This window comes from Cupriavidus sp. SS-3 (genome assembly GCF_035818815.1).
Lineage (GTDB): Bacteria > Pseudomonadota > Gammaproteobacteria > Burkholderiales > Burkholderiaceae > Cupriavidus > Cupriavidus taiwanensis_C.
The window spans coordinates 33,123-56,964 of the sequence record NZ_JAYLVT010000008.1 but is presented as its reverse complement, the minus strand read 5'-3'; the positions used below and the strand labels follow the sequence as shown (position 1 = coordinate 56,964).

Sequence of the window (23,842 nt, the reverse complement as noted above, 5' to 3'; positions counted from 1 at the left end):
AGAGTCATCATGAAGAACACACGCGCAATCCTGATGCTGCTGGTCGCCCTGGTCGCCGGCGTGGCGGCTGTGGTATCGGCATCGCGATGGCTGGTCCAGCAGTCGTCCGGCTCGGTCAAGCAGGTGGTCGTGGCGGCCAATGACCTCAATCTCGGCCAGCCGCTCAACGGCGGCCAGCTGCGCATGGTCAGCTGGCCGGCGGGCAGCGTGCCGCCGGGTGCCTTCACCGACCCGAAGGCGCTGGAAGGACGCGTGGTCCGCACCAGCCTGCAGCGCGGCGAACCCGTCCTCGACGCCAAGCTGGCGCCGGTCGGCACCAAGGGCGGCCTGTCGGCGGTGATCAACGACGGCAAGCGCGCCATCACGGTCCGCGTCAACGATGTGGTGGGGGTGGCCGGCTTCGCACTGCCGGGCAACTACGTCGACGTGATCGTCAACACCAACGAAGAAGCGAAGACCAGCCAGAACAGCAGCATCTCGAAGATCGTGCTGGAGAAGATCCTGGTGCTGGCGGTCGCGCAACAGGTCAGCCGCGACGAAACCCAGCCCAAGGTGGTCAACGCCGTGACGCTTGAAGTCACGCCCGACCAGGCCGAGAAGCTCGACGTGGCACGCAGCGTGGGCACGCTCTCGCTGGTGCTGCGCAACCAGATGGACGTGGCCGACATCAGCACCGGCGGCGCCACCAAGGGCACGCTGCTGGGCAAGGCACCGGAGGCACCGCCCAAGGTCGTGACCAAGACCGAGACCCGTACCGTGGTCAAGACGCGCACCGTGGCGACAGCCCCCGCGCGCGGCAACTGCATCGGCGTGCTGGCAGGCATGCAGGGCGGCGTCGAGTGCTTCTGAGCACCGGCACCATGGCATTTAACGAATCCTGAGCTGCAACACAGCCTCTCCGGGGGGAGACTCAAAATGAACCAGACACGATCCGACGCCGCAGGCGGCACCCGCATCCTGGTGCTGGCCGCCATCCTCTGCACGCCACTGGCCGTCGCGGCGCAAGCCGCGGTCGAGGCAGGCAACCTGACCCGCGCCACCACGCCGGCCGCGGCCAAGGCGCCGCAGGGCCCGATGCAGATGACCATCAGCATGACGCCCGGCGCCGCGCCGGCCGCGCAGGCCCCGGCCGCGCCTTCCGCGGAAGCGCGCGGTCCCAACTGCACCGGCGCCATCCGCAGTGAATCGAGCGTGGTGGTTCCGGTCGGCAAGTCGCAGCTGATCACGCTGCAGGAGCCGGTACGCAACCGTACCCTGGGCAACCCCAACGTGGTGCAGGCCACCATGGTGTCGCCGCAGACGCTCTATGTGCTGGGCCGCACCGTGGGTACCACCAACATGATCGTGCAGGGCCGCAGCGGCAGCTGCAGCATCATCAACGTGGTGGTCAACGCCGATGCCGGCGGGCTGCAGACCTCGCTCAGCCAGCTGCTGCCGGGCGAGTCCGGCATCCGCGTGACCACCGCCGCCGACAATCTCGTGCTGACCGGCAGCGTTACCAACGCGCAGTCGGCACAGCAGGCCATGGAGATTGCGCAGGCCTACGCCAACGCGGCACAGGGCGGCGACGGCAGCAAGAAGGGCAGCGTGCTGAACATGATGTCGGTCGACACCCCGCAGCAGGTGATGCTGGAAGTGAAGGTGGCCGAGGTGTCCAAGACGCTGCTGAACCAGCTCGGTTCCGCGGTGAACCTGCAGGGCGGCTTCGGTTCCTGGACCGGCGGCCTGGTGACTTCGCTGCTGACCGGCGCGTCGGCCGCGTTCTTCGGCAGCAAGGCCAACAACCTGCCGTTCGAGTTCGCCATCGACGCGCAGAAGAACGACAGCCTGGTCAAGATCCTGGCCGAGCCGAACCTGGTCACCATCAGCGGCCAGGAAGCCAGCTTCCTCGCGGGGGGCAAGATCTATATCCCGGTGGCGCAGGCCAACGTGCTGAACGGCGCCGGCACCGTCACGCTGCAGGAAGAAGAGTTCGGCGTGGGCCTGAAGTTCACGCCCACGGTGCTGGCCAATGGCCGCATCCACCTGAAGGTGGCACCGGAGGTGTCCGAACTGTCGCCGACCGGCGCCACCATCCGCGGCGGCACGCTGGCCGGCCAGACCATCCTGCCGGTGATCACCACCCGCCGCGCCTCCACCACGGTGCAGATGCGCGACGGCGAGAGCTTCGCCATCGGCGGCCTGCTGACCGACAGCGCGCGCGGCTCGCTCAAGGCGCTGCCGGGTGCCGGCGAAGTGCCGGTGCTGGGCACGCTGTTCCGCAGCACGCAATACCAGCAGGATCTGTCCGAGCTGGTATTCATCATCACGCCGCGCCTGGTCAAGCCGATGCAGACCAGCAACTACCCGCTGCCGACCGACAGCTTCTCCGCGCCCAACCCGCTGTCGCTGTACTTCATGGGCAATATGGAAGGCGACGGCAAGCGTCCGACCCAACCGGCCCCGGCGCCGTCGCAGCCCGCCGCGCCGGCCACCGCGCCCGCCGCGCCGCCGCCGGCACCGCGCAGCGAAGGCGCGCCGGCCACCGCGGTCTCGGCCGTGCCGACGGGCAGGCCGCTGGACGAGCCGGCGCCGGCCGCACCGCCGGCCGCGGCGGCAGCCGGGCCGCGTCCGTCCCTGCCCGCGCCCGCGGCTCCCGCGCGCATCAGCGCGGTGGCCCCGGCACCCACCGAAGACACCGCCGCGCGCATTGCCCGCATCGAGGCCACCGCCGCCCGGCTGGCGCAAGCCAGGGCCGCGGCGGCGGGCACCACCGGCCGCACCGCATCGGGCGGCAACTGACCCGCCGCGCCAACCGCAGAACCGGAGAACGACCATGAACAAGACCCTGAAGCTTTCGCGCGGCGCCACCGTCGTAGTGCTGGGCGGCCTCGCCTGCGTGGGCCTGTCGGGCTGCATGACGACTACGCCCGTGTGGGACGGGCAGCGCGGCGTGGCGCTGGCCACCGTCACGCAGATGCAGATCATCAATCCCGACGCGCCGGCCGGCCTGCCGACCGTCACCGGCACCGACGGCAAGACCGCCGTGGCAGCGATGAGGAACTTCGACCGCTCGCTGTCGAATGGCCAGCAGGGCGGAGCGCCGTCCATGACCATCGACTTCGGCGCCGGCGGCTATGGTGGCATTGGCATGAGTGGCGGCGGCAGCCGCTGAACCCCGGAAACGCGGAGGCTATCATGTCTACATCGGGCTTCGCACGGACCACGCTGACACGGCGCAGACGCCAGCGTGGCGCAGTGGCGATCATCGTCGGGCTGTCGCTTGCCGTGCTGATTGGCTTTGTCGGGCTGGCACTCGACCTGGGCAAGCTCTATGTGACCAAAAGCGAGCTGCAGAACAGCGTCGATGCCTGCGCACTGGCGGCTGCGCGCGATGTCACGGGGGCCACGCCTCTGCTGGTGTCCGAGGCCGCCGGCCTGACCACCGGCACCAGCAACGCCGCCCTGTTCCAGGGCAAGGCCGTGGAGATGTTCGAGAACCTCAACGTCTCGTACAGCGACACCCCTGACAACACCTTCTATACCAAGGACAAGGTCCCCTACTCGCTCGACAAGATCAAGTACGTCAAATGCACGGCCGAGCGCACCGGGATTGCCCAGTGGTTCATCCAGGTCCTCAACACGCTGCCGGGGATGAATATCCAGCCCAGCACCGTCAATGCCATGGCGGTCGCCACCACCACCAGCGCGCAGACGGCCTGCGCCATCCCGGTCTACATCTGCACGCCGCAGACCGCGAATCCGGTCAGGACCGCCTACAACCGCGGCGACTGGATCAAATCCAAGGACGAAAAGGACCCCTACGGTCCCGGCAGCTTTGGCTGGGCTGACCTGACTCCCCCCGGCGGCGGCGCCTCCGAACTGGCGGATCTGCTGGCCGGCTCGGGGCAGTGCGACCTGTCGGTAGTGGGTTCCAAGGTCGGCCAGCCAGGCAGCATTTCATCGCTGATACCCGCGTGGAACACCCGCTTCGGCATCTATACCGGCTCCTACAAGGGACCGGAGCACGGCACACCGGACTTCACGGGCTATTCCTACAGCGTTACAACGTGGAATTCACCGAACGGCGGCAACGCCTACCCGGACTTCATCCAGAAGCGCGGCACCAACGAGCCGTACCAGACCGACACGAACAGCGGACTGTCGACCCATGGCACGGCTTCGACCAAGGCGGTCCATCAGGCCGGCGCCGACCGCAGGCTGGTACAGGTGCCCGTGGTGAACTGCAATGACCTTGCCTCGACCAAGCAAGCCACGGTGGACTCCTGGGCCTGCATGCTGATGGTGCAACCGATGCAGGATCCCAGCGTAAAGGACGTGACTTACATCGAGTACCTCGGCGATTCGAAGGATCCCACCAGCCCGTGCGCGACCCAGGGCGTGCCCGGATCGAGCAACGGCAAGGGCCCGCGCGTGCCGGTGCTGGTGCAATAGGAGCCGATCATGAAGCGATGCAGGCAACGCAGGTGCAATCGCCGCGGCGCGGTCGCCGTGGAGTTCGCGCTGGTCCTGGTGCCCTTGCTGATGCTGGTGACCGGCGTGGCGGAGTTCGGGCGCGCCATCTACCAGTACAACGCCCTGGCCAAGTCCACGCGTGACGCGGCGCGCTTCCTGTCGCAGTACGCGCCCACTGAGCCCAACTACCCGGTGGACCAGGCCAAGTGCATGGCCGTCTATGGCAAGACCACCTGCAGCGGCACCGCGCTGGTGAACGGCCTCAGCACGTCGATGGTGGTGGTCTGCGACCGGGTTGACTCGAGCGGCTGCGCCGGCAAGCAGTTTGCCAATGTCGCCATCTACGAAGGCGGCGGCAGTTCCGGCACGCCGGCGGGCACTATCAATCTGGTGGCTGTGAAGATCTCGGGCTTCACCTACTCGCCCATGCAGAGCTACCTCAATGTGGGCGCGCTGGCGTTCTCCGACATCACCACGGTAATGAGGCAGGTGCTATGAGCCCGATCCGCACCCCGCGCCCACGTTCGCGCCAGACCGGCGCAGCCGCCATCGAGTTCGCGCTGGTCGCCAGCATCTTCTTCATGCTGCTGATCGGCATTGCTGAATTCTCGCGCGTGCTGTTCTACTGGAACACTGCCGGCGAAGCCACCCGGCTGGGCGCACGCATCGCCGTGGTGTGCGACGTCACCGACACCGCTATCAAGGACCGGATGACGCTTCTCATGCCATTGCTGAAGACCAGCAACATCCAGGTCGCCTACGAGCCGAGCGGCTGCGACGCCGACGCCGACACCGCACGCAATTCCTGCCGCGCTGTCACCGTCAGCGTGGCCAACGTCTCGGTCAAGACCTTTATTCCGGTGGTGCCGATCACGGTGTCGCTGCCCCCGTTCACGACCACGCTGCCGCGGGAAAGCCTCGACTCCTCCACCAGCGGCAAGATCTGCAACTAGCGCGCATGAACCAGGAGCACACCATGCTCAGAATTCTGATCGTTTCCGAAGACGCCGACCGGCTGGCCGAGATCCACCGGATCAGCGCCACGGTGGGCAACTTCCAGGCCATGACGCTGCAGGAGGGCGTGGGCCGCTTCCCCTTGCATGCCAGCCGGTTGCGCCTGGCCGACCTGTTGATTCTGGAGTTGCCCGCCATCAGCGCGCAGCAGATGCAGGCGGTCGAACTGCTGCGCCAGCAGCATCCCGAGCTGCCGTGCATCCTGGTCACGCCGGCGCCCGGCTCGGAGGTGCTGATCAGGGCGATGCGCGCCGGTATCCGCGACGTCCTGCCATGGCCTCTGGACAAGGCGCAACTGTCCGAGGCGCTCAGGCGCGTGGAAGCCACCCACGTGCCGCGCGCGCAGGACACCGCGCAGGTAATCTCCATGATCTCCTGCAAGGGCGGTGCCGGCACCAGCTTCATCGCGGCCAACCTGGGCGACGCGCTGGCGCGGCATCTGGGCAAGCGCGCGCTGGTGGTCGACCTGAACCGGCATTTCGGCGACTTGACCTATATCGTCAGCGACAAGATCCCGCCGTCGACGCTGCCCGAGATCTGCAGCCAGATCGACCGCATGGACAGCGCCTTCCTCGAGGCCTGCCTGGTGCACGTCGACAACGGCTTCGACATGCTGGCCGGCGCCTCCGACCCGGTCAAGGCCAGCCAGATCCAGAAGGACAAGCTCGAGTGGATCCTTTCGGTGGTACAGCCGGCCTACGACTTCGTGATCTTCGACCTGGGGCAGAGCATCGATCCGCTGTCGATCGGCGTGCTGGACCACAGCGACCGCATCTGCGTGGTGGCCGAACCCGCGATCTCTTTCGGTCGTCCGGGACGCAGGCTGCTCGACATCCTGAGCGCCCTGCACTACTCCGCCGACAAGGTCCGCCTGGTGCTCAACCGCACTGGCCGCAAGCACGAGATGCCGCGCGCCACCATGGAAGAGATCTTCGGCGTGAAGGCCGCCTTCACCCTGCCCGACGACCCGGCGGCCGTGGATGAGGCCATCAGCCACGGCGAGCCGGTGGCCAAGCTGAGCCGGCGCAGCGCCATGACGCGCGCGCTCCAGGCCATGGCCACGCAGTTGTGCGGCCCGGCCGAGGCCGAGCGGCGCACCCGGACCGAAACCGCGTCGCCGCTGCGCCGGCTGATGCTGCGCGCGAAGAGTACCTGATTCCACCGATTGCCCCGACCGGCCACGGTCAGCCGCACCTGTCAACGAGGAGTCCATCATGTCGATCCGAGAACAACTGGCCAATGCCGGGCCTGCCTTCGCTGCCAACGGCCACGCCGCGATCCAGTTTGCGACCTCGGCCGCGTCCGTATCGGGCGGCTACCATCAGCTCAAGCGCGACGTGCACGAGACCGTGCTAGACCGCGTCGAGCTGGAGCGGCTGGCACGCTATCCGCAGGAACAGGTGCGCCAGGAGATCACCGCGCTGGTCAACCTGATCGTCGACGAACAGAAGGTGCTGCTCAACGACACCGAGCGCCGCCAGCTGACCGTCGAGATCTACGACGAGATGTTCGGCTTCGGCCCGCTCGAGCCGCTGCTGAAAGACCCGACCGTGTCGGACATCCTGGTCAACACCGCGCGCCAGACCTATGTCGAACGGCGCGGCAAGCTGGAGCTGACCGACGTCGTGTTCTACGACGACGCGCATCTGATGAAGGTGATCGAGAAGATCGTGTCGCGCGTCGGGCGCCGCATCGACGAAACCAGCCCGATGGTCGACGCGCGCCTGCCGGACGGCTCGCGCGTCAACGCCATCATTCCGCCCTCGGCCATCGACGGGCCGCTGCTGTCGATCCGCCGCTTTGCCGTGAATCCGCTGCAGGTGGCCGACCTGGTCAACCTGCGCAGCCTGACGCCGCCGATGGCGCAGCTGTTGCAGGCGCTGTCGCAGGCCAAGGTCAACGTGCTGGTGTCGGGCGGCACCGGCAGCGGCAAGACCACGCTGCTGAACATCCTGTCCGGCTTTATCCCGGAGGACGAGCGCGTGGTCACGATCGAAGACGCCGCGGAACTGCAGCTGCGCCAGCCCCACGTGCTGCGGCTGGAAACGCGCCCGCCCAATATCGAAGGCAAGGGCGAGATCACGCAGCGCGCGCTGGTGCGCAACGCGCTGCGCATGCGCCCGGACCGCATCATCCTGGGCGAAGTGCGCGGCGGCGAGGCGCTGGACATGCTCAACGCGATGAACACCGGCCATGAGGGCTCGCTGACCACCATCCACGCCAACACCCCGCGCGATGCGCTGACACGGCTGGAAAACATGGTCAGCATGGCCGGCCTGACCATGCCGGCCAAGGCCATGCGGCAGCAGATCGCCTCGGCCATCACGGTGATCGTGCAGGCCGCGCGCATGACCGATGGCCGCCGCAAGATCATCAGCATCCAGGAAATCACCGGCATGGAGGGCGACATCATCAACATGCAGGAGATCTTCACGTTCCAGCGCACCGGGGTGGACAAGGACGGGACCGTGCGCGGCAACTTCCGCGCCACCGGGGTCTATCCCAAGTTTGCCGAACGGCTGCGCGTGTTCGGCGTGGGACTGCCTGACGATACCTACGATCCCGCCAAGCGCTACGAAGTCTGACCAGTCAGGGCCAATACCAATACGATCCATCCGGGGGAGCCACACATGAGTACGATCTTCTACGCCTTCGGCATCCTGCTGTTCGTCGCCGTGGTGCTCTGCGTCGAGGGCATCTACCTGTGGTGGAACAATGCCCACGGACCCGCGGCCAAGCGTATCGAAGCGCGGCTTCGGGCGCTGTCGGCCGGCGGACACATCGGTGCCGAGCAGCTCTCGATCCTGAAGAAGCGCCTGCTGGCCGACTCGCCGCGCCTGCAGCAGTGGCTGATGCGGGTGCCGCGCATCGGCGCGCTGGACCGCTGGCTCGAGCAGTCCGGCAGCACCTGGTCGGTGGCACAGTTGTTCGGGTACTGCGCCATGGTGGTTCTGTGCACGGTCGCACTGATTCCGCTGTTGCCGGTACCGGCTTCACTGGTGATGCTCGGCGCGGTGCTGGCCGCCATGCTGCCGGTGCTGCACGTGGTGCACCTGCGCGCCAAGCGGCTCAAGCAGCTCGAAGCGCAACTGCCCGATGCGGTCGACATGATCAGCCGCGCCCTGCGCGCCGGGCACTCGTTCAGCGGCGCGCTCAGCATGGTCGGGCAGGAAATGAAGGCGCCGATCGGGCCGGAGTTCCGCACCACCTTCGAAGAAATCAACTACGGCGTGGCGCTGGACGAAGCCATGACCAACCTGGCCATGCGCGTGCCGGTGGCCGACCTGCGCTACTTTGTCATCGCGGTACTGATCCAGCGCGAAAGCGGCGGCAACCTTGCCGAGATCCTCGACACGATCGGCACCATGGTGCGCGAGCGCCTGAAGCTGTTCGACAAGATCCGCGTGCTGTCGGCCGAAGGCAAGCTGTCGGCATGGGTGCTGGGGCTGCTGCCCTTCGGCACCGCCGGCATGATCCTGGTGATCAATCCCGGTTTCATGAACGTGCTGTGGGAAGACCCGCTGGGGCTGCGCATGATCGGCGGGGCGCTGGTGTCGATGACCTTTGGCGTGCTGTGGATGCGCAAGATCATCCGGATCCGGGTCTGAGACACCGGCTGCGATTATCTCGGCGCAACACCAGAAGAAGCAGGGCTTGGACAGCCATACTGACGGGGAGTCCATCATGCAAGAGATTTTCCAGGGGTTCCAGGGCGACCAGATGATCGTGCTCGCACTGATCTTCGTGGCGGCGTTCGGCACGGTGTTCGGCGTGCTTTATGCACTCGCGCCCCATCGGCTGCGCGGGCGGGCCGAGCAGATCGCCGGCCAGGCCGGCCCGTTCGAGGCCGACCAGGGCCGGCAGCAGGCGCTGATCGAAAAACTGGTGAAGTGGGCGCAGCCGATATCGCGGCTGTCGCTGCCCAAGGAGGGCTGGGAGAACTCGCAGCTGCGCGTGCGTTTCATGAATGCCGGCTGGCGCAGTGCCAGCGCCGCGCCGCTGTACTTCGGCGCCAAGACAGTACTGGCCGTCGGCCTGCCCATGCTTGGCCTGCTGGCGGTCAGCAGCCAGCCCGGACAGCAAAGCCAGCAGCTGATGTTCGCACTGCTGGCTTTGCTTGCCGCCACCGGCTACTACCTCCCCAACATAGTCCTCGCCCGCAAAGTCTCCCAGCGCCAGCGCACCGTCTTCGAAGAATTCCCCGACGTGATCGACCTGCTGACCGTCTGCGTCGAAGCCGGCCTCGGCCTGGACGCGGCGCTGATGCGCGTGGCCGACGAACTGGCGCTGCGCTGCCCGGTGCTGGCCGATGAGCTGCAGCTGATGCTGCTGGAACTGCGCTCGGGCTTCTCCAAGGAAAAGGCCTTGACCAACCTGGCGCTGCGCACCGGCGTCGAAGACGTCGACAAGTTCGCCTCGATGCTGGTCCAGGCCGACCGCTTCGGCACCAGCCTGGGCGAGTCGCTGCGCGTGCTGTCCGACATGCTGCGCACCAAGCGCCGCATGCGCGCCGAGGAGCAGGCCGCCAAGATTGCGCTGAAGCTGCTGTTCCCGCTGATCTTCACCATCTTCCCGTCCTTGCTGCTGGTGTTGCTGGGGCCGGCCTTCATCCAGATCTATCGCGTGCTGCTGCCAACCATGGCGGGACAAGGAGGTTAAGCCCTCCGGGAAACCGCGACAGTTTCCCCCGGCTGTCTCCCGGTGCAATGCCGGCAAGACAGTCACTTGCCCGGAACCCAGGTTCCGGGCTTTTTTGCTTTGCCGGGCGAGTCCCGGGGCTTGACCGGACGGTCTGGCTTCTGAAGAATGCAGGCAATCCCCTGCGGCGCCGAGGCCACGCAGCGCGCGCCCTACCCGCCTGGAGTCCCGATGAAGCTACGCATCCTGAGCGACCTCCACATCGAACACAACCTGCCGCAGTCCGTACCGGCATGCGACGCCGACCTCGTGATACTGGCCGGCGACATCGCCAACGGCCGCGACGGCATCGACTGGGCCATCGGCACGTTCAGCCAGCCGGTGGTCTATGTGCCGGGCAACCACGAGTACTACGAGAGCAATTTCGACACCGTCGACCAGCAGATGGCCGAGGCCGCGGCCGCGCATCCGCAGGTGCGCCTGCTCAATGGCGACGTCGCGGAATTCGACGGCGTGCGCGTCATCGGCACGACGTGGTGGACGGACTACACGCTGTTCGGCACCGACCGGCGCGACGAGGCGATGCAGGCGTGCGCGAAAGCGATGTACGACCACCGGCTGATCGAGATCCGCGGCGCCGATGGCCACATGCGCCAGTTCACGCCGCAGGACGCACTGGCACGCCACCTGGCCGCGTCCGACTGGCTGTCGGCGCAGCTGGCGCTGCCCTACGCCGGCAAGACGGTGGTGGTCACGCACCACGGCCCGGACCTCGGCAGCCTGGATCCGCGCTTCTCGCACGACCTGGTCTCCGGCGGCTTCCTGTCACGCCGGCCTGACCTGGTGGCGCAGGCAGACCTGTGGATCCACGGCCATACCCACACCAGCTTCGACTACTGCGTCGACAACTCGCGCGTGGTGTGCAACCCGCGCGGCTATGTCAGCCGTCGTACCGGCGAGCTGGAGAACAAGTCCTTCGACTGGTGCTGCGTGGTCGAAGTCTGACGCAAGCCGGCCCGCGCACTCCCGCGCCGGCCATCCAAACAAAAACCCCCCGCGGACTCGCGTCCGCGGGGGGTTTTTCATCGCAGCCTGCCCTCACGGGCAGTTGGCCGGGGATGGATTACATCATGCCTTCCATGCCGCCCATGCCGCCCATGCCGCCCGGCATTGCCGGAGCCGACTCTTCCTTCGGCGTTTCGGCCACGGCGCAGTCGGTGGTCAGCATCAGCGAAGCCACCGAAGCGGCGTTCTGCAGTGCGGTGCGGGTGACCTTGGTCGGGTCCAGCACGCCCATTTCGACCAGGTCGCCGTACTCGCCCGAGGCGGCGTTGTAGCCGTAGTTGCCCTTGCCTTCGATCACCTTGGCAACGACCACCGAAGCTTCTTCACCGGCGTTCAGCACGATCTGGCGCAGCGGCTCTTCCATCGCGCGCAGCACGATCTTGATACCGGCGTTCTGGTCGGCGTTTTCGCCGGTCAGTGCCGAGATCGCAGCGCGGGCGCGCAGCAGGGCCACACCACCGCCGGGGACGATGCCTTCTTCCACCGCAGCGCGGGTGGCGTGCAGGGCGTCTTCCACGCGGGCCTTCTTTTCCTTCATTTCGACTTCGGTGGCAGCGCCAACCTTGATCACGGCAACACCGCCGGCCAGCTTGGCCACGCGCTCTTGCAGCTTTTCACGGTCGTAGTCCGAGGTCGCTTCTTCGATCTGGGCGCGGATCTGCTTCACGCGGCCTTCGATCGCAGCGGCGTCGCCGGCGCCATCGATGATGATGGTGTTTTCCTTGCCGATCTCGATGCGCTTGGCCTGGCCCAGGTCGTTCAGGGTCGCCTTTTCCAGCGTCAGGCCGATCTCTTCAGCGATCACGGTGCCGCCGGTCAGGATGGCGATGTCTTCCAGCATGGCCTTGCGGCGGTCGCCGAAGCCCGGAGCCTTGACGGCAGCGGTCTTCAGGATGCCACGGATGTTGTTGACCACCAGGGTCGCCAGGGCTTCGCCCTCGACGTCTTCAGCGATGATCAGCAGCGGGCGGCCGGCCTTGGCCACTTGCTCCAGCACCGGCAGCAGGTCGCGGATGTTCGAAACCTTCTTGTCGAACAGCAGCACGAACGGGCTGTCCAGCTGGACAACCTGCTTTTCCGGGTTGTTGATGAAGTACGGCGACAGGTAGCCGCGGTCGAACTGCATGCCTTCCACGACTTCCAGCTCGTCGGCCAGCGACTTGCCGTCTTCGACGGTGATCACGCCTTCCTTGCCGACCTTGTCCATGGCTTCGGCGATGCGCTCACCGATGGAGGTGTCGCTGTTGGCCGAGATCGCGCCAACCTGGGCGATTTCCTTGCTGGTGGTGGTGGGCTTGCTGACCTTCTTCAGCTCTTCCACGGCGGCGGCGACAGCCTTGTCGATGCCGCGCTTCAGGTCCATCGGGTTCATGCCGGCGGCAACGAACTTCATGCCTTCGCGCACGATCGACTGGGCCAGCACGGTAGCGGTGGTGGTACCGTCACCGGCGTTGTCGCTGGTCTTGGAAGCCACTTCCTTGACCATCTGGGCGCCCATGTTCTGCAGCTTGTCCTTCAGCTCGATTTCCTTGGCCACGGACACGCCGTCCTTGGTCACGGTCGGGCCGCCGAAGCTGCGCTCCAGCACCACGTTGCGGCCCTTCGGGCCCAGGGTCACCTTGACTGCGTTGGCGAGGATGTTCACGCCTTCGACCATCTTGGCACGGGCGGCGTCGCCAAACACTACGTCTTTTGCTGCCATGTTCTGAATCTCCTGAAATCTGTACGGGTGGGGCTACAAGTAACGGATTACTTGTTGACCACGGCCATGATGTCTTCTTCGCGCATGACCAGCAGTTCCTGGCCATCCACCTTCACGCCCTGGCCGGCATACTTGCCGAACAGCACGCGATCGCCGACCTTGACGTCCAGGGCGATGTTGTTGCCCTTGTCATCCTTCTTGCCGGGACCGATTGCCAGCACTTCGCCTTGATCGGGCTTCTCGGCAGCGTTGTCGGGAATCACGATACCGGACGCGGTCTTGGTTTCGTTGTCCAGACGCTTCACGATCACGCGGTCGTGCAGAGGACGCAGATTCATACGGACTCCTAGATACAAAGTGAGTTTTTGATCACAAATCGGCCGGCTACCGAGGCGACGGCCGTCAGAAATGTTCAGGTGTCGCAGAGGGCTGTTAGCACTCACCCCTGACGAGTGCTAATTATAGGGACGGGGTAGGGGCATTTCAAGACAGGCGCTGGATGCGGGTTTTCCCGGAGGACGGGCGCAGCGCACATGGAGAGCCGGGGCTAAGGATTGCGCCGGAAGCGATGCTTTGGATCATCGCGATAACGTCGACGATGCGGCACGAATCGGGACTCGCCCCGCATCGCCTGCAGAATATTCCTGGTTGCCAGGCCGACGGCCAGCGCGGTGCCAGGTGGCCCCGCGCTGACGCGATGTTTATTTGCCGCCCTTCACGGTGGTGTACGCCGTAATCAGGTTCCGGTAGTCGGGAATATGGTTGGAGAACAAGGTCCCCAGCCCCTCGATGTCGTTGCGCCAGTCGCGATGAAGCTCGCAGGCAACGCCGAACCACGTCATCAGCTGGGCGCCGGCCTCGGCCATGCGGTGCCACGCGGATTCCCGCGTCACCTCATTGAAGGTACCGGATGCATCGGTCACCACGAACACATCGTAGCCCTCTTCGATCGCCGACAATGCCGGAAACGCCACGCAGACTTCAGTCACCACCCCGGCGATCAGCAGTTGCTTCTTGCCGGTTTCCTTGACCGCCTTGACGAAGTCCTCGTTGTCCCACGCATTGATCTGCCCGGGGCGCGGAATAAACGGCGCATCGGGGAACATGGCCTTGAGCTCCGGCACCAACGGCCCGTTGGGGCCGTCCTCGAAGCTGGTGGTCAGGATCGTCGGCAGCTTGAAATACCTGGCCAGATCCGCCATGGCGAGAACGTTGTTCTTGAACTTGTCCGGCTCGATGTCGCGCACCAGCGACAGCAGGCCGGCCTGATGATCCACCATCAGCACCGCAGCCTGGCTCTTGTCCAAACGCTTGTAGGTCTTGCTCATCTTCCGCTCCTGTGAATGCGCGTCCGGTTCGGTTGGACACGCGTGGTGAAATCTTCTGCATGGCGCTGCAATCCATGCACGGCTGCCTGCTCACTACCGGTGAACTAAAGCGGGCGCTGTGCGCCTGGATGGTTGTCCACCCGCAGCAGGAACGGATGGATATGGATCTCTTTCCACACGCCCGCCTGCTGGAAGGGATCGGCCCGGTTGAAGTCGATGACCTGCTGTTTGTCCTGCGCACGCACAAGGAACAAGCTGCCGATCATGCGCGCGCCGTCGTCGGACATCAACGGCCCGCACATTACGCACCGGACCTCTGCGGTTGCCAGGTAGGCGCGATGTGCGTCGTAGCTGTCGAGCCGGCGCTGCAAGGCATCGGCGTGGTCAAGGCAATGAATGATGAAGTCCATATCCCATATACCTATTGAAATGCCTGGCCTGGGGCCGCAGCAGCCGGCGCGGGGATCGGCGTCGAGGCCCACGCCAGCATCTGCCACGCGCCCTCCCGCCGCTTCCACACGCTGAGGAAGCGGTTGTCCAGCGTGCGTTCCACGCCGTCGACCACGGCAACCAGCAGGGCCTTGCCCTGCATCACCGCGATGTCGTTGTAGATTTCCTGCCCCACCTCCTGTACCGAGGCCCGCAGGTAGCGCACCCGCCCGCTGCGCAGCGATGCCAGGTATGCCTGCTTGTCCTCGCGCAACGCCGAGGAGTGGGTATAGCTGAGTTCATCCGCAAGCAGGTCTTCCAGCCCCGCGATATCGCCGGCGAGCATTGCGCGGTATCGCGCGGCATCCGCCTGCCTGAGCGCAGCGAGATCTTCCATATACCCTCCGGTCTTCGTGTCCGTCTTGCCCATGTCGGTGCCCTCAGCCATGCAGATACGCCTTCACCAGCGTCTTGTCGTTCAGCAGCGCCTGCCACTCTCCGCGCCGCACTTCGTGGATCACCCGTCCCACCGAAAGCACGTAGGCGCGGTCGGTCATCTCCGCGGCAATCGCCACGCTCTGTTCCACCAGCACGATGCTCAGCCCGCGCTCGCGCAGCCGGTTGAGCACGGCCAGGATTTCCTTGACAATGCGCGGCGCCAGGCCCGTGGTCAGCTCGTCCATGATCAGCAGGTCGGGCTGCAGCAGCAGCGCGCGGGCGATCGCCACCATCTGCTGCTGCCCGCCCGAGAGCAGGCCAACCTGGCCGCTGCCGCGCTCGCGCAGCAGCGGGAACAGTTCGCAGACTTCGTCGTGCGTGAAGCGCATCGCGCCGCCACGCGCGCGCCTGCCGGCTTGCTCGGCAAGGCGCAGGTTGTCGCGCACCGACAGCTCGCCGAACAGGTTGCGGTTCTCCAGCACCACGGCAATGCCATGCTCGAAGCGGCGATGCCCCGGCACGTGGCCGATTTCCACCCCATCCTTGACGATGCTGCCCGCCATCGGCCGCACCAGCCCGGACAGCGTGCGCACCAGCGCCGTCTTGCCCGCGCCATTGGCACCTACCACGGCCACCGCCTCGCCCGGCCCGACCTCGATGTTGATGTCATGCAGCGCTGGCACCGGGCTGTAGCCGGCGTGCAGGCCTTTCACTTTCAGCATGGTCAGACTCCCATATAGGCTTCGCGCACGCGCGGGTCGGCCTGCACGGCTTGCAGCGTGCCGCTGGCGATGATTTCCCCGTAATACAGCACGTGGGCGCTGCCGCAGATCGTCATCAGCCCCATGTCGTGCGACACCAGCAGGATGGTCATGCCTTCGCCGTTCAGGCGCAGGATCCACGCGCGCAGCAATTCGATTTCCTCGCTGTTCAGCCCCGAGGACGGTTCATCCAGCAACAGCAGGCTGGGTTCGCCGATGCAGGCGCGCGCCAGTTCCACGATGCGCCGCTGGCCCGCAGGCAGCGTGCCGGCGCGGTGCTGCAGCAGGCCTTCCAGACCGAACTTCCGTGCGCATGCCAGCGCGGCCTCGTGCATCGACTGCAGCTCGCGGCGCGACAGCGGCGAGCGCAGCATCGCATGCACCACGCCCGAGCGCGTGGCCTTGTGGCAGCCGGCCATCAGGTTTTCCAGCACCGTCATGTGCTCGAACACCTGCGGCGTCTGGAATGTGCGCACCAGTCCGGCGCGGCTGCGCTGCTGCACGCTGTCGGCGGTGATGTCGCGCCCTGCCAGCAGCACCTTGCCGCCCTTGGGGCGCAGAAAGCCGGAGATGATGTTGAAGCAGGTGGTCTTGCCACTGCCGTTGGGGCCGATCAGGCCGACGATGCTGCCGGCCGGCACATCGAACGCAACATTGCGCAGCACGTCAAGGCCGCCAAAGCTGTGCGCGACCGCTTCGACCCGCAGCAGGGCTTGCGCTTGTGCCGCGCCCGCTGCACTGGCGCCGAATTCAGCGATGGCGGATTTCATCGGACCTCCTTCAATGCGGGGTTCTGCGTGCGGCCGACGGTGCGGCGATGCATGCGGCTAATCACGCCCGCGAGCCCACCCATGATCCCGCCGGGCATCAACGTGACCACCAGCACCAGCGCCGCGCCAAACAGCACCTGGTGGAAGTCTCCCAGTCCGCTAAGCAGCTCCGGTACCAGCGACACAAACAATGCGCCAATCACCACGCCGTAGGTGGAGCGCGCCCCTGCCACCACCGGTACCAGCAGGAACACGATCGAGCGCTCCACCGTAAAGCTCTGCACGCTGACGAACGACACGTAGTGCGCAAACAGGGTTCCCGCCAGCGAGCCGAGCATGGCCGACAGCACGAACATCGCGGTCTTCAGCCGGTGCATGTCGATGCCGAGCACCTGTGCGGCCGGCGCCGCGTCGCGCATGGCCCGCATGGCCAGGCCGGGGCGGCCCTTGACGAGGTTGTCCACCAGCCAGAGCAGCAGCGCCACCAGCGGCCAGGCAAAGTAGTGGTAGCGCTCCGGCGTATCCAGCAGGAAGCCGAACAGCGACAGCTTGGGGATGCCACCGATGCCCAGCGTGCCGCCGGTCAGCCAGTCCCATTCGAAGAACAGCACACTGGCGATGCTGCCGACGGCCAGCGTCGCCAGTGCCAGGAAGAAGCCGCCCAGGCGCAGCACCGGCAGGCCGATCGCCGCCGCCAGCGCCGCGCTGGCCAGCAGGCCTGCCGCGGCACCGGCCAGGGCCGGCCATCCCAGCACCGTGGTGCAGTAGGCCGAGGCATAGGCGCCGATGCCGTAGAACGAGGCCTGCGCGAGGTTGACGATGCCGCACTGCCCCAGCAGCAGGCCGACGCCCAGGCCGCCCACGGCCAGGATGGCGGCGAAGTTGAGCAGGTCGATGTGGTGGCGCGACAGCAGTTGCCCGGCCAGCGCCCACACTACCACCGCGGCCACCACCAGCCAGCGCGTGGCGTTGGATGATGCATTCATGCTTATCCTCCCTTGCGCCCCGCGCGGCCCAGCACGCCGTTGGGGAGCAGAATCATGATGACGACCAGGATCGACAGCGCGACCACGTCGCGATAGCCCGACGGAAAGCCCACCACCGCCAGCGATTCGGTCAGACCCAGCAGCAACCCGCCCACCACCGCGCCCAGCGGATTGCCCAGCCCGCCGAGGATGGCCGCGGCAAAGCCCTTCAGCGTCAGGCCGATACCCATCTGGTAGTTCATCGACAGCAGCGGCGTCACCAGCACACCTGCGACCGCGCCGAAGCCGCCGCCGAGCAGGAAGGTCAGCGTGCGCATGCGGCGGACGTTGATGCCGGTGGTGGTGGCACCGTCGGGGTCCAGCGACGCCGCCGTCATGGCCAGGCCCACCAGCGTCTTGGTGTAGAACAGCCGCAACGCCGCCACCAGCAGCACCGCAATGCCCACCAGCGCCAGGGCATGCATGGGCGCAGTCGCTCCCAGCAGCTCCACCACGCCTTCGCCGCCGATGGCCGGCAGCAGGTGCGAATCGCGCCCGCCGAAATACAGCGCCGCGGCCGACAGCGCGAACGCCAGGCCGATGGTCAGCAGCAGGAAGCTCTCCTCGCCGGCGCCGCGCCGCATCATCGGGCGCACGAACAACGTGTCGATGGCCAGGCCGCTGGCAGCGCCGGCGGCAATGCCGCCGGCAATCGCCACCGGATAAGGCAAGCCCAGCGTCTTGAGCGCGAATACCGCAACCAGCGCGCCAATCACCGCAAACTCTCCCTGCATCGCATTGACGATGCGCGTGCCCTTGAAGATGATCGATATGCCCACGCCGATCAGCGCGTAGACGAAACCGTTGGTGATCCCGGACAGGACCGCCTGGATAACTAGGGTGTCAGACATTGCCGATCCTTTTGCCGATGCGTTTTGCCGCTACACCGGCTAGGGCCGGGCCTTGTAGTCCAGCCGCACGAACTGGCCCTTCTGCAGCTTCGAGTAGGTAAAGCCGGCCAGCGTCATGCCGCCCATATCGGGCGCAGAAAAGTCATAGCCCATCGTGACGCCCTGGTAAGGCCGGCGCAGCGCGCTGCAGAGCTTGTCGCCGGCCACATCGGCGCCCGCCGCCTTCAGGCCGCTGGCCAGCGCCATCACCGCATCCCAGCCCACCGCGGCGAAATGCTTGGGCAGCTTGCCGTACTCCTTGCGGTAAGCCTCGACAAACTCCTTCTGCGCCGGCAGCGGATCTTCGGAAACGATGAACTCGGGATGGATGATGTTGTCGGCGGCCTCGCCCATGCCCTTGACGGTCTCGTAGGTAGCGGTGCCGTGCACGGAGATGATCGGCGCGCCGACCTTCAGCTGGCGCACATTGCGGAACGGCGCGGGCGAGGTCGAGATGACGACGATCGCGTCCGGCGTGGCGGCCTTGAGCTTGGCAGCCTGCGTGGTGACGTCGGTGGCGGCGATCTCGAATTTCTCGACCTGCACGAAGGCGACGCCGTATTGCCGATCCAGCGTCTTCATGCTGCTCCACACCACCTGGCCGTAGCCCGAATCGTGCAGCACGCCGATGCGCTTGAGGCCGTTGTCGCGCGCATAGGACAGCACCGCGCGCGCATTCAGTTCCTGCGAGGGCGTCAGGTGGAAGACGCAGGTACGCTCGCGTTCCACCGCCGGCCCGAGTCCGGAGAACGCAAACAGCGGCACCTTCTGCGCCTGCGTGATGCCGCCGATGGCCACGGTCTGCGCGATGCCGGACGGGCCGACGATGGCGCGCACCTTGTGCGTGTGCAGCAGCGCGTTGGCCTTGGCCACGGCGCTATCCGGGCTGGAGCCGTCGTCCTCGACCACCAGCTCCAGCGGCCGCCCGCCGATGCCGCCGCCGGCATTGATGACTTTTTGCGCCAGCAGCGCGCCTTCGCGCTCGGCCAGCCCCACGGCGGCGAGGCCGCCGGTCGTTGAAAACAGGCCGCCGATGCGCACCGGCTCCGCGCCGGTCCTGGCCTGGGCCAGCGCCGGCTGTTGCGCCAGTCCGAACATCACTCCGGCCACCGCGGCGCACAGGACGCCCTGCGGCGTCCGGATGATTTGCTTGAGGTTCATGTCTCCATCCTTTTTGTCATGATTCATGGGTCTTGGGCGCGCTCTCGCGGCGCGCCTCAGTTGAAGGCGGCTAGCGCGCCACCCCGCCCGGCGCACTGCTCCACGCCGGCACATCGGCCAGCGCGGCAATGTCGAGATGGCCCAGGTCGCGCTGCTGCATCATCGCCAGGTACTGCCGCACCAGCGACGAGATCGGCAGGGCCACGGCGTTGTCGCGCGCCACGGCAAGGGCCAGGTCCAGGTCCTTTGCCACCAGCGAGATCGGCCCCGCCGCGCCGTATTCGCGCTGCTTGAGCTTGTCGGCCTTGGTGCGGTAGTGCGCGCTGCCGACGATGCTGTCATTGATCGCATCGACCATCAGCGCGCGGTCCAGCCCGGCGCGCTCGCCGAAGGCCAGCCCTTCGCCGATCACCGCGGTGCTCATGAACACCATCATGTTGATCATCAGCTTGATCACGCGCGCCTCGTCGCCGCCGCCGACATAAGACTGGCGCGCGGTCAGGCAGGCCAGCAGCGGCTGCACCGCAGCGAACGCCTCGCGTGGCCCGGACACAAAGCAGCTCAGCTGCGCGCTCGCGGCCAGCGACACCGTGCCGGACACCGGCGCGCGCAGCCAGCTGGCGCCGCGCCGCGCCAGTGCCTCGGCCACCTCAGCCGAGGCTTCTGGCGATACCGTGCTCATGTCGACAAAGACCTGGCCCGTGGCCGCCGCAGCGGCAATGCCGCCGTCGGACAGGAACAGCGCGCGCAAGCTGCTGTCATCGAAGATGGTAGAGAACACCACATCGGATTGCGCTACCACATCCCTCGCGGACGGCATGGCGTGGGCACCCGCTGCAACGACCGGCTCGCACTGGGTGGGCACCTTGTCGAACACCGTCAGCGCGTGGCCGGCCTTCAGCAGGTTCAGGCACATCGGCCTGCCCATGGCTCCGATACCGATCCAGCCGATGCGCGGCGAGGACGAGGTGCGTTCGTGATTCACGTCTTTCATGTCCTTGCCTTCCGGTCACTCGACCTTGACGCCCGACAGGGCAACGACCTTGCGCGTCTGCTGCGTCTGCGTTTCGATATAGCGGGCAAACTGTTCCGGGGTCAGCTTCATCGGCACCATCCCCTGCGCCGCAAAGTGCTTCTCCACGAAATCCTGTTCGTCGAGGATTTCGCGGATGGTGGCATTGAGCTTGTCGACCACCGCGCGCGGCACCTTGGCCGGCGCCAGCACGCCGTAGACCGCGGAGATATTCATCTCCTTGTAGCCGGCCTCTTCGAAGGTGGGGACCTGCGGCAATGCGCGCGTGCGCTTGTCGCCGCTGACCGCCAGCACCTTGAGCTTCTTCGCCGCGACGAAGCTCTGGATCGTCGGCAGCGCCGGGAACGTCATCAGGATCTGTCCGCCGACGACATCGGCCACGGCGGGGGCCGAGCCCTTGTACGGCACGTGCACGAGGTCCGTGCCGGCCAGCTTGTTGAATAGCGCGCCCATCAGGTGCGGCTGGCTGCCGGCACCGAACGAGCCGTAGCTGAGCGCCTGCGGGCGGGCCTTGGCATAGGCCGCCAGCTCCTTCACGCTGTCCACCGGCAGGCTGCCCGATACCGCCATCACCAGCGGCACATAGCCGATCGCCGCCACCGGCGCGAAATCGCGCGCGACGTTGTAGGACACCGATGGCAGCACCACCGGATTGAGCACGAAGGTGGCGTCGTTGGTCAGCAGCAGCGTGTAGCCGTCTGGCTGCGCCTTGGCGACCGCGTCGGCGCCGATCACGGTGTTGGCGCCGCTCTTGTTCTCCACCACCACCGGCTGGCGCAGCTTCTCGGACATGCGCTGGGCCAGTTGCCTGGCGATGATGTCGGTCGTACCGCCGGGCGCGTAGGGCACCACCATGCGGATCGGCTGTGCGGGATAGGCCTGTGCCAGGGCGGCGCCTGCGCCGGCGCAGCAGGCCAGGCCGAGCATGGCGGCGCACAGCGCGCGAGGGATGTGGGTGTTCCGGTCCATCATGTCTCCATCTGTCGTTGTGAGGCGTTCCGGCTCGTGCGGCCGGATCTCCGTTCAGTTGAACAACCAGGGTTCACGCTGCCGCCGCGCTTGTTCGTACGCGTCGATCTGCGCGGCATGGCGCAGCGCGAGGGCGATATCGTCCAGCCCGTTGAGCAGGCAATGCTGCTTGAACGGGTCGAGCATGAAAGGGATCACGTCACCGGCCGGCGTGATGACTTGCTGCGTGGCCAGGTCTACCTTCAGCCGGTAGCCCGGCGTGGCAGCCACTTCGGCAAACAGGCGGTCGACCACCTCTGGCGCCGCCACGATCGGCAGCAGGCCGTTCTTCAGGCAGTTGTTGTAGAAGATGTCGGCAAAGCTTGGCGCGATCAGCGCGCGCAGGCCGAAGTCTTCCAGCGCCCACGGCGCATGCTCGCGCGAGGAGCCGCACCCAAAGTTCTCGCGCGCCAGCAGGATCGACGCACCGCGATAGCGCGGCTGGTTCAGCACGAAATCCGGGTTCAGCGGCCGCGCGCTGCAGTCCTGCCCGGGCTCGCCGTGGTCGAGGTAGCGCCATTCGTCGAACAGGTAGGGCCCAAAGCCGCTGCGCCGGATGGATTTCAGGAACTGCTTGGGCAGGATGGCATCGGTATCGACATTGGCGCGGTCCAGCGGCGCGACCAGGCCATCGAGGGTGGTAAAGGCTTTCATTGCTCGGCTTCCTCTGCTGTTACAACGTGCGGACATCGACGAAGTGGCCCGCGACGGCGGCTGCGGCCGCCATCTGTGGGCTCACCAGGTGGGTGCGTCCGCCCGGTCCCTGCCTGCCTTCGAAATTGCGGTTCGACGTCGATGCGCAGCGTTCGCCCGCGGCAAGGCGGTCGTCGTTCATGCCCAGGCACATCGAGCAGCCCGGCTCGCGCCATTCAAAGCCCGCCGCGACAAAGACCTGATCGAGCCCCTCGGCCTCGGCCTGGGACTTGACCAGCCCCGAGCCCGGCACCACCAGCGCCTGCCGGATGCGCGGCGACACATGCCGGCCGCGCACGACTTCCGCCGCGGCGCGCAGGTCTTCTATGCGCGCGTTGGTGCACGACCCGATAAAGACCTTGTCGACCGCGACCGCTTCGATCGGCGTATTCGGCAGCAGGCCCATGTAGCGCAGCGCCGCCTCGATGCCCTTGCGCCGCACCGGGTCGCGCTCGTCGCGCGGATCGGGAATGCGGGCGCCGACGGGCACCACCATTTCCGGCGACGTCCCCCAGGTCACATGCGGGCGGATGGTGGCGGCGTCGAGCTCCACCACGGCATCGAAGGTCGCACCGGGGTCGCTGCGCAGCGTGCGCCAGTATTCGACGGCCGCATCCCACAGCCGGCCCTGCGGTGCCTGCGGGCGTCCGCGCAGGTAGTCCAGCGTGGTCTCGTCCACGGCTACCATGCCGGTGCGCGCGCCGGCCTCGATCGCCATGTTGCACACCGTCATGCGCGCTTCCATGCTCAGGCCGCGGATGGTGCTGCCGGCGAATTCGATCACATGGCCGGTCGCGCCGGCCGTGCCGATGCGACCGATCAGCGCGAGCGCGATGTCCTTGGGGGCAACACCCTTGCCCAGCTCGCCCTCGACGCGCACCAGCATCGACTTCGGCTTCTTCATCCACAGGCACTGCGCCGCCAGCACCTGCTCCACTTCCGAGGTGCCGATGCCGAACGCGAACGCCGCGAACGCGCCGTGGGTGGAGGTATGCGAATCGCCGCAGGCGATGGTCATGCCGGGCAAGGTCGCGCCCCGCTCCGGCCCCACCACATGCAGGATGCCCTGGCGCGGATCGTCCATGCCGAAGTTGACGATGCCGTTCTCCTCGCAGTTGCGGTCGAGCGCATCAACCTGCGCGCGGCTCACCGGATCGGCAATGCCCTGGCTGCGCGCGGTGGTGGGCACGTTGTGGTCGGCGGTGGCCAGCACCGAGGCGGCGCGCCATACCTTGCGCCCGTTCAGCCGCAGCCCTTCGAAGGCCTGCGGGCTGGTCACCTCGTTGACGAGGTGGCGGTCGATATAGACCAGCGCGGGGCCGCCGGCTTCCTGGTGGATCACGTGGCTGGCCCAGAGCTTGTCGAGCAGGCTCGCGGGGCGGTTGGGTTCGGTCATGATGTCTCCTTGCTTGTCCTCAATTCAGTGCTGCGG

25 protein-coding genes are annotated in these 23,842 nt (G+C 66.7%); 11 read left to right on the top strand and 14 right to left on the bottom strand.

Annotated elements, in window-relative coordinates; translation table 11 throughout:
* Positions 1-9: 9 nt before the first annotated feature.
* From cpaB to U9J39_RS14115, 11 genes are all read left to right on the top strand, one after another.
* Positions 10-849 (top strand): Flp pilus assembly protein CpaB, encoded by an 840-nt coding sequence (cpaB, locus tag U9J39_RS14165; RefSeq protein WP_115708491.1) that lies wholly within the window; start codon positions 10-12, stop codon positions 847-849.
* A 66-nt stretch (positions 850-915) separates the two neighbouring features.
* Positions 916-2,781 carry a type II and III secretion system protein family protein gene (locus U9J39_RS14160; protein ID WP_326347334.1) on the top strand — a complete coding sequence of 622 codons (1,866 nt, stop codon included), beginning with the start codon at positions 916-918 and terminating at the stop codon, positions 2,779-2,781.
* A gap of 34 nt (positions 2,782-2,815) precedes the next feature.
* Complete coding sequence (locus U9J39_RS14155) at positions 2,816-3,154, top strand: hypothetical protein (protein WP_115708487.1); 339 nt, start codon at positions 2,816-2,818, stop codon at positions 3,152-3,154.
* 23 nt (positions 3,155-3,177) lie between these two features.
* Positions 3,178-4,434, top strand: a complete 1,257-nt coding sequence (locus U9J39_RS14150) for a pilus assembly protein TadG-related protein (RefSeq protein WP_115708485.1) — start codon at positions 3,178-3,180, stop codon at positions 4,432-4,434.
* Between the two features lie 9 nt (positions 4,435-4,443).
* Complete coding sequence (locus U9J39_RS14145) at positions 4,444-4,953, top strand: TadE family protein (protein WP_115708483.1); 510 nt, start codon at positions 4,444-4,446, stop codon at positions 4,951-4,953.
* Positions 4,950-5,408, top strand: coding sequence for a TadE/TadG family type IV pilus assembly protein (locus U9J39_RS14140; protein ID WP_115708481.1), 459 nt, complete (start codon positions 4,950-4,952; stop codon positions 5,406-5,408). Before U9J39_RS14145 ends, U9J39_RS14140 begins: the two co-directional genes overlap by 4 nt.
* Before the next feature lie 23 nt (positions 5,409-5,431).
* Entirely contained in the window at positions 5,432-6,625 is a 1,194-nt protein-coding gene (locus U9J39_RS14135; RefSeq protein WP_115711569.1) for an AAA family ATPase, read from the top strand.
* Between the two features lie 58 nt (positions 6,626-6,683).
* Positions 6,684-8,054 carry a CpaF family protein gene (locus U9J39_RS14130; RefSeq protein ID WP_012352008.1) on the top strand — a complete coding sequence of 457 codons (1,371 nt, stop codon included), beginning with the start codon at positions 6,684-6,686 and terminating at the stop codon, positions 8,052-8,054.
* Positions 8,055-8,099: 45 nt separating this feature from the next.
* Positions 8,100-9,077: a type II secretion system F family protein gene (locus U9J39_RS14125; RefSeq protein ID WP_115708479.1), complete on the top strand. Its 978-nt coding sequence runs from the start codon at positions 8,100-8,102 to the stop codon at positions 9,075-9,077.
* Positions 9,078-9,153: 76 nt separating this feature from the next.
* Positions 9,154-10,128 carry a type II secretion system F family protein gene (locus U9J39_RS14120; RefSeq protein ID WP_115708477.1) on the top strand — a complete coding sequence of 325 codons (975 nt, stop codon included), beginning with the start codon at positions 9,154-9,156 and terminating at the stop codon, positions 10,126-10,128.
* 210 nt (positions 10,129-10,338) lie between these two features.
* Positions 10,339-11,112, top strand: a complete 774-nt coding sequence (locus U9J39_RS14115) for a metallophosphoesterase (protein ID WP_326347333.1) — start codon at positions 10,339-10,341, stop codon at positions 11,110-11,112.
* 118 nt (positions 11,113-11,230) lie between these two features.
* Here the strand turns inward: U9J39_RS14115 and groL are convergent, their stop codons facing one another.
* The 14 genes from groL to leuC all read right to left on the bottom strand — a co-directional run bounded on the left by groL (position 11,231) and on the right by leuC (position 23,806).
* A complete protein-coding gene (groL, locus tag U9J39_RS14110) occupies positions 11,231-12,874 on the bottom strand; it encodes a chaperonin GroEL (RefSeq protein WP_115708473.1) in 1,644 nt (547 codons plus the stop codon).
* Positions 12,875-12,921: 47 nt separating this feature from the next.
* Positions 12,922-13,212, bottom strand: a complete 291-nt coding sequence (gene groES, locus U9J39_RS14105) for a co-chaperone GroES (protein WP_008644494.1) — start codon at positions 13,210-13,212, stop codon at positions 12,922-12,924.
* Between the two features lie 363 nt (positions 13,213-13,575).
* Positions 13,576-14,202, bottom strand: coding sequence for an isochorismate family cysteine hydrolase YcaC (gene ycaC, locus U9J39_RS14100; protein WP_326347332.1), 627 nt, complete (start codon positions 14,200-14,202; stop codon positions 13,576-13,578).
* Between the two features lie 104 nt (positions 14,203-14,306).
* A complete protein-coding gene (locus U9J39_RS14095) occupies positions 14,307-14,612 on the bottom strand; it encodes a YciI family protein (protein ID WP_111518769.1) in 306 nt (101 codons plus the stop codon).
* 11 nt (positions 14,613-14,623) lie between these two features.
* Positions 14,624-15,079: a nuclear transport factor 2 family protein gene (locus tag U9J39_RS14090; protein ID WP_326347331.1), complete on the bottom strand. Its 456-nt coding sequence runs from the start codon at positions 15,077-15,079 to the stop codon at positions 14,624-14,626.
* A complete protein-coding gene (locus U9J39_RS14085; protein ID WP_326347330.1) occupies positions 15,072-15,791 on the bottom strand; it encodes an ABC transporter ATP-binding protein in 720 nt (239 codons plus the stop codon). Before U9J39_RS14085 ends, U9J39_RS14090 begins: the two co-directional genes overlap by 8 nt.
* Before the next feature lie 2 nt (positions 15,792-15,793).
* Complete coding sequence (locus U9J39_RS14080; RefSeq protein ID WP_326347329.1) at positions 15,794-16,600, bottom strand: ABC transporter ATP-binding protein; 807 nt, start codon at positions 16,598-16,600, stop codon at positions 15,794-15,796.
* On the bottom strand, positions 16,597-17,586 hold the full coding sequence (locus U9J39_RS14075) for a branched-chain amino acid ABC transporter permease (RefSeq protein ID WP_326347328.1): 990 nt from the start codon (positions 17,584-17,586) through the stop codon (positions 16,597-16,599). The genes U9J39_RS14080 and U9J39_RS14075 overlap by 4 nt, the downstream gene beginning before the upstream one ends.
* 2 nt (positions 17,587-17,588) lie before the next feature.
* Positions 17,589-18,476: a branched-chain amino acid ABC transporter permease gene (locus U9J39_RS14070; RefSeq protein ID WP_111518761.1), complete on the bottom strand. Its 888-nt coding sequence runs from the start codon at positions 18,474-18,476 to the stop codon at positions 17,589-17,591.
* A 39-nt stretch (positions 18,477-18,515) separates the two neighbouring features.
* A complete protein-coding gene (locus U9J39_RS14065) occupies positions 18,516-19,676 on the bottom strand; it encodes an ABC transporter substrate-binding protein (protein WP_326347327.1) in 1,161 nt (386 codons plus the stop codon).
* A 70-nt stretch (positions 19,677-19,746) separates the two neighbouring features.
* Positions 19,747-20,670 (bottom strand): NAD(P)-dependent oxidoreductase, encoded by a 924-nt coding sequence (locus U9J39_RS14060; RefSeq protein WP_326347326.1) that lies wholly within the window; start codon positions 20,668-20,670, stop codon positions 19,747-19,749.
* A 15-nt stretch (positions 20,671-20,685) separates the two neighbouring features.
* Positions 20,686-21,678: a Bug family tripartite tricarboxylate transporter substrate binding protein gene (locus tag U9J39_RS14055; RefSeq protein WP_326347325.1), complete on the bottom strand. Its 993-nt coding sequence runs from the start codon at positions 21,676-21,678 to the stop codon at positions 20,686-20,688.
* A 54-nt stretch (positions 21,679-21,732) separates the two neighbouring features.
* On the bottom strand, positions 21,733-22,371 hold the full coding sequence (leuD, locus tag U9J39_RS14050; protein ID WP_115708469.1) for a 3-isopropylmalate dehydratase small subunit: 639 nt from the start codon (positions 22,369-22,371) through the stop codon (positions 21,733-21,735).
* 19 nt (positions 22,372-22,390) lie between these two features.
* A complete protein-coding gene (leuC, locus tag U9J39_RS14045; RefSeq protein WP_326347324.1) occupies positions 22,391-23,806 on the bottom strand; it encodes a 3-isopropylmalate dehydratase large subunit in 1,416 nt (471 codons plus the stop codon).
* Positions 23,807-23,842: the final 36 nt, after the last annotated feature.

Excerpts from the sequence above, each read along its gene's own strand:
- groES (WP_008644494.1), bottom strand. The coding sequence starts at position 13,212 with ATGAATCTGCGTCCTCTGCACGACCGCGTGATCGTGAAGCGTCTGGAC.
- groL (WP_115708473.1), bottom strand. The coding sequence starts at position 12,874 with ATGGCAGCAAAAGACGTAGTGTTTGGCGACGCCGCCCGTGCCAAGATG.
- U9J39_RS14090 (WP_326347331.1), bottom strand. The coding sequence starts at position 15,079 with ATGGCTGAGGGCACCGACATGGGCAAGACGGACACGAAGACCGGAGGG.
- leuD (WP_115708469.1), bottom strand. The coding sequence starts at position 22,371 with ATGAAAGCCTTTACCACCCTCGATGGCCTGGTCGCGCCGCTGGACCGC.
- U9J39_RS14085 (WP_326347330.1), bottom strand. The coding sequence starts at position 15,791 with ATGCTGAAAGTGAAAGGCCTGCACGCCGGCTACAGCCCGGTGCCAGCG.
- U9J39_RS14150 (WP_115708485.1), top strand. The coding sequence starts at position 3,178 with ATGTCTACATCGGGCTTCGCACGGACCACGCTGACACGGCGCAGACGC.
- U9J39_RS14120 (WP_115708477.1), top strand. The coding sequence starts at position 9,154 with ATGCAAGAGATTTTCCAGGGGTTCCAGGGCGACCAGATGATCGTGCTC.
- U9J39_RS14065 (WP_326347327.1), bottom strand. The coding sequence starts at position 19,676 with ATGAACCTCAAGCAAATCATCCGGACGCCGCAGGGCGTCCTGTGCGCC.
- U9J39_RS14125 (WP_115708479.1), top strand. The coding sequence starts at position 8,100 with ATGAGTACGATCTTCTACGCCTTCGGCATCCTGCTGTTCGTCGCCGTG.
- cpaB (WP_115708491.1), top strand. The coding sequence starts at position 10 with ATGAAGAACACACGCGCAATCCTGATGCTGCTGGTCGCCCTGGTCGCC.
- U9J39_RS14115 (WP_326347333.1), top strand. The coding sequence starts at position 10,339 with ATGAAGCTACGCATCCTGAGCGACCTCCACATCGAACACAACCTGCCG.
- U9J39_RS14145 (WP_115708483.1), top strand. The coding sequence starts at position 4,444 with ATGAAGCGATGCAGGCAACGCAGGTGCAATCGCCGCGGCGCGGTCGCC.
- U9J39_RS14075 (WP_326347328.1), bottom strand. The coding sequence starts at position 17,586 with ATGAATGCATCATCCAACGCCACGCGCTGGCTGGTGGTGGCCGCGGTG.
- U9J39_RS14140 (WP_115708481.1), top strand. The coding sequence starts at position 4,950 with ATGAGCCCGATCCGCACCCCGCGCCCACGTTCGCGCCAGACCGGCGCA.
- U9J39_RS14060 (WP_326347326.1), bottom strand. The coding sequence starts at position 20,670 with ATGAAAGACGTGAATCACGAACGCACCTCGTCCTCGCCGCGCATCGGC.
- U9J39_RS14135 (WP_115711569.1), top strand. The coding sequence starts at position 5,432 with ATGCTCAGAATTCTGATCGTTTCCGAAGACGCCGACCGGCTGGCCGAG.
- U9J39_RS14160 (WP_326347334.1), top strand. The coding sequence starts at position 916 with ATGAACCAGACACGATCCGACGCCGCAGGCGGCACCCGCATCCTGGTG.
- U9J39_RS14130 (WP_012352008.1), top strand. The coding sequence starts at position 6,684 with ATGTCGATCCGAGAACAACTGGCCAATGCCGGGCCTGCCTTCGCTGCC.
- U9J39_RS14070 (WP_111518761.1), bottom strand. The coding sequence starts at position 18,476 with ATGTCTGACACCCTAGTTATCCAGGCGGTCCTGTCCGGGATCACCAAC.
- U9J39_RS14080 (WP_326347329.1), bottom strand. The coding sequence starts at position 16,600 with ATGAAATCCGCCATCGCTGAATTCGGCGCCAGTGCAGCGGGCGCGGCA.
- ycaC (WP_326347332.1), bottom strand. The coding sequence starts at position 14,202 with ATGAGCAAGACCTACAAGCGTTTGGACAAGAGCCAGGCTGCGGTGCTG.
- U9J39_RS14095 (WP_111518769.1), bottom strand. The coding sequence starts at position 14,612 with ATGGACTTCATCATTCATTGCCTTGACCACGCCGATGCCTTGCAGCGC.
- leuC (WP_326347324.1), bottom strand. The coding sequence starts at position 23,806 with ATGACCGAACCCAACCGCCCCGCGAGCCTGCTCGACAAGCTCTGGGCC.
- U9J39_RS14155 (WP_115708487.1), top strand. The coding sequence starts at position 2,816 with ATGAACAAGACCCTGAAGCTTTCGCGCGGCGCCACCGTCGTAGTGCTG.
- U9J39_RS14055 (WP_326347325.1), bottom strand. The coding sequence starts at position 21,678 with ATGGACCGGAACACCCACATCCCTCGCGCGCTGTGCGCCGCCATGCTC.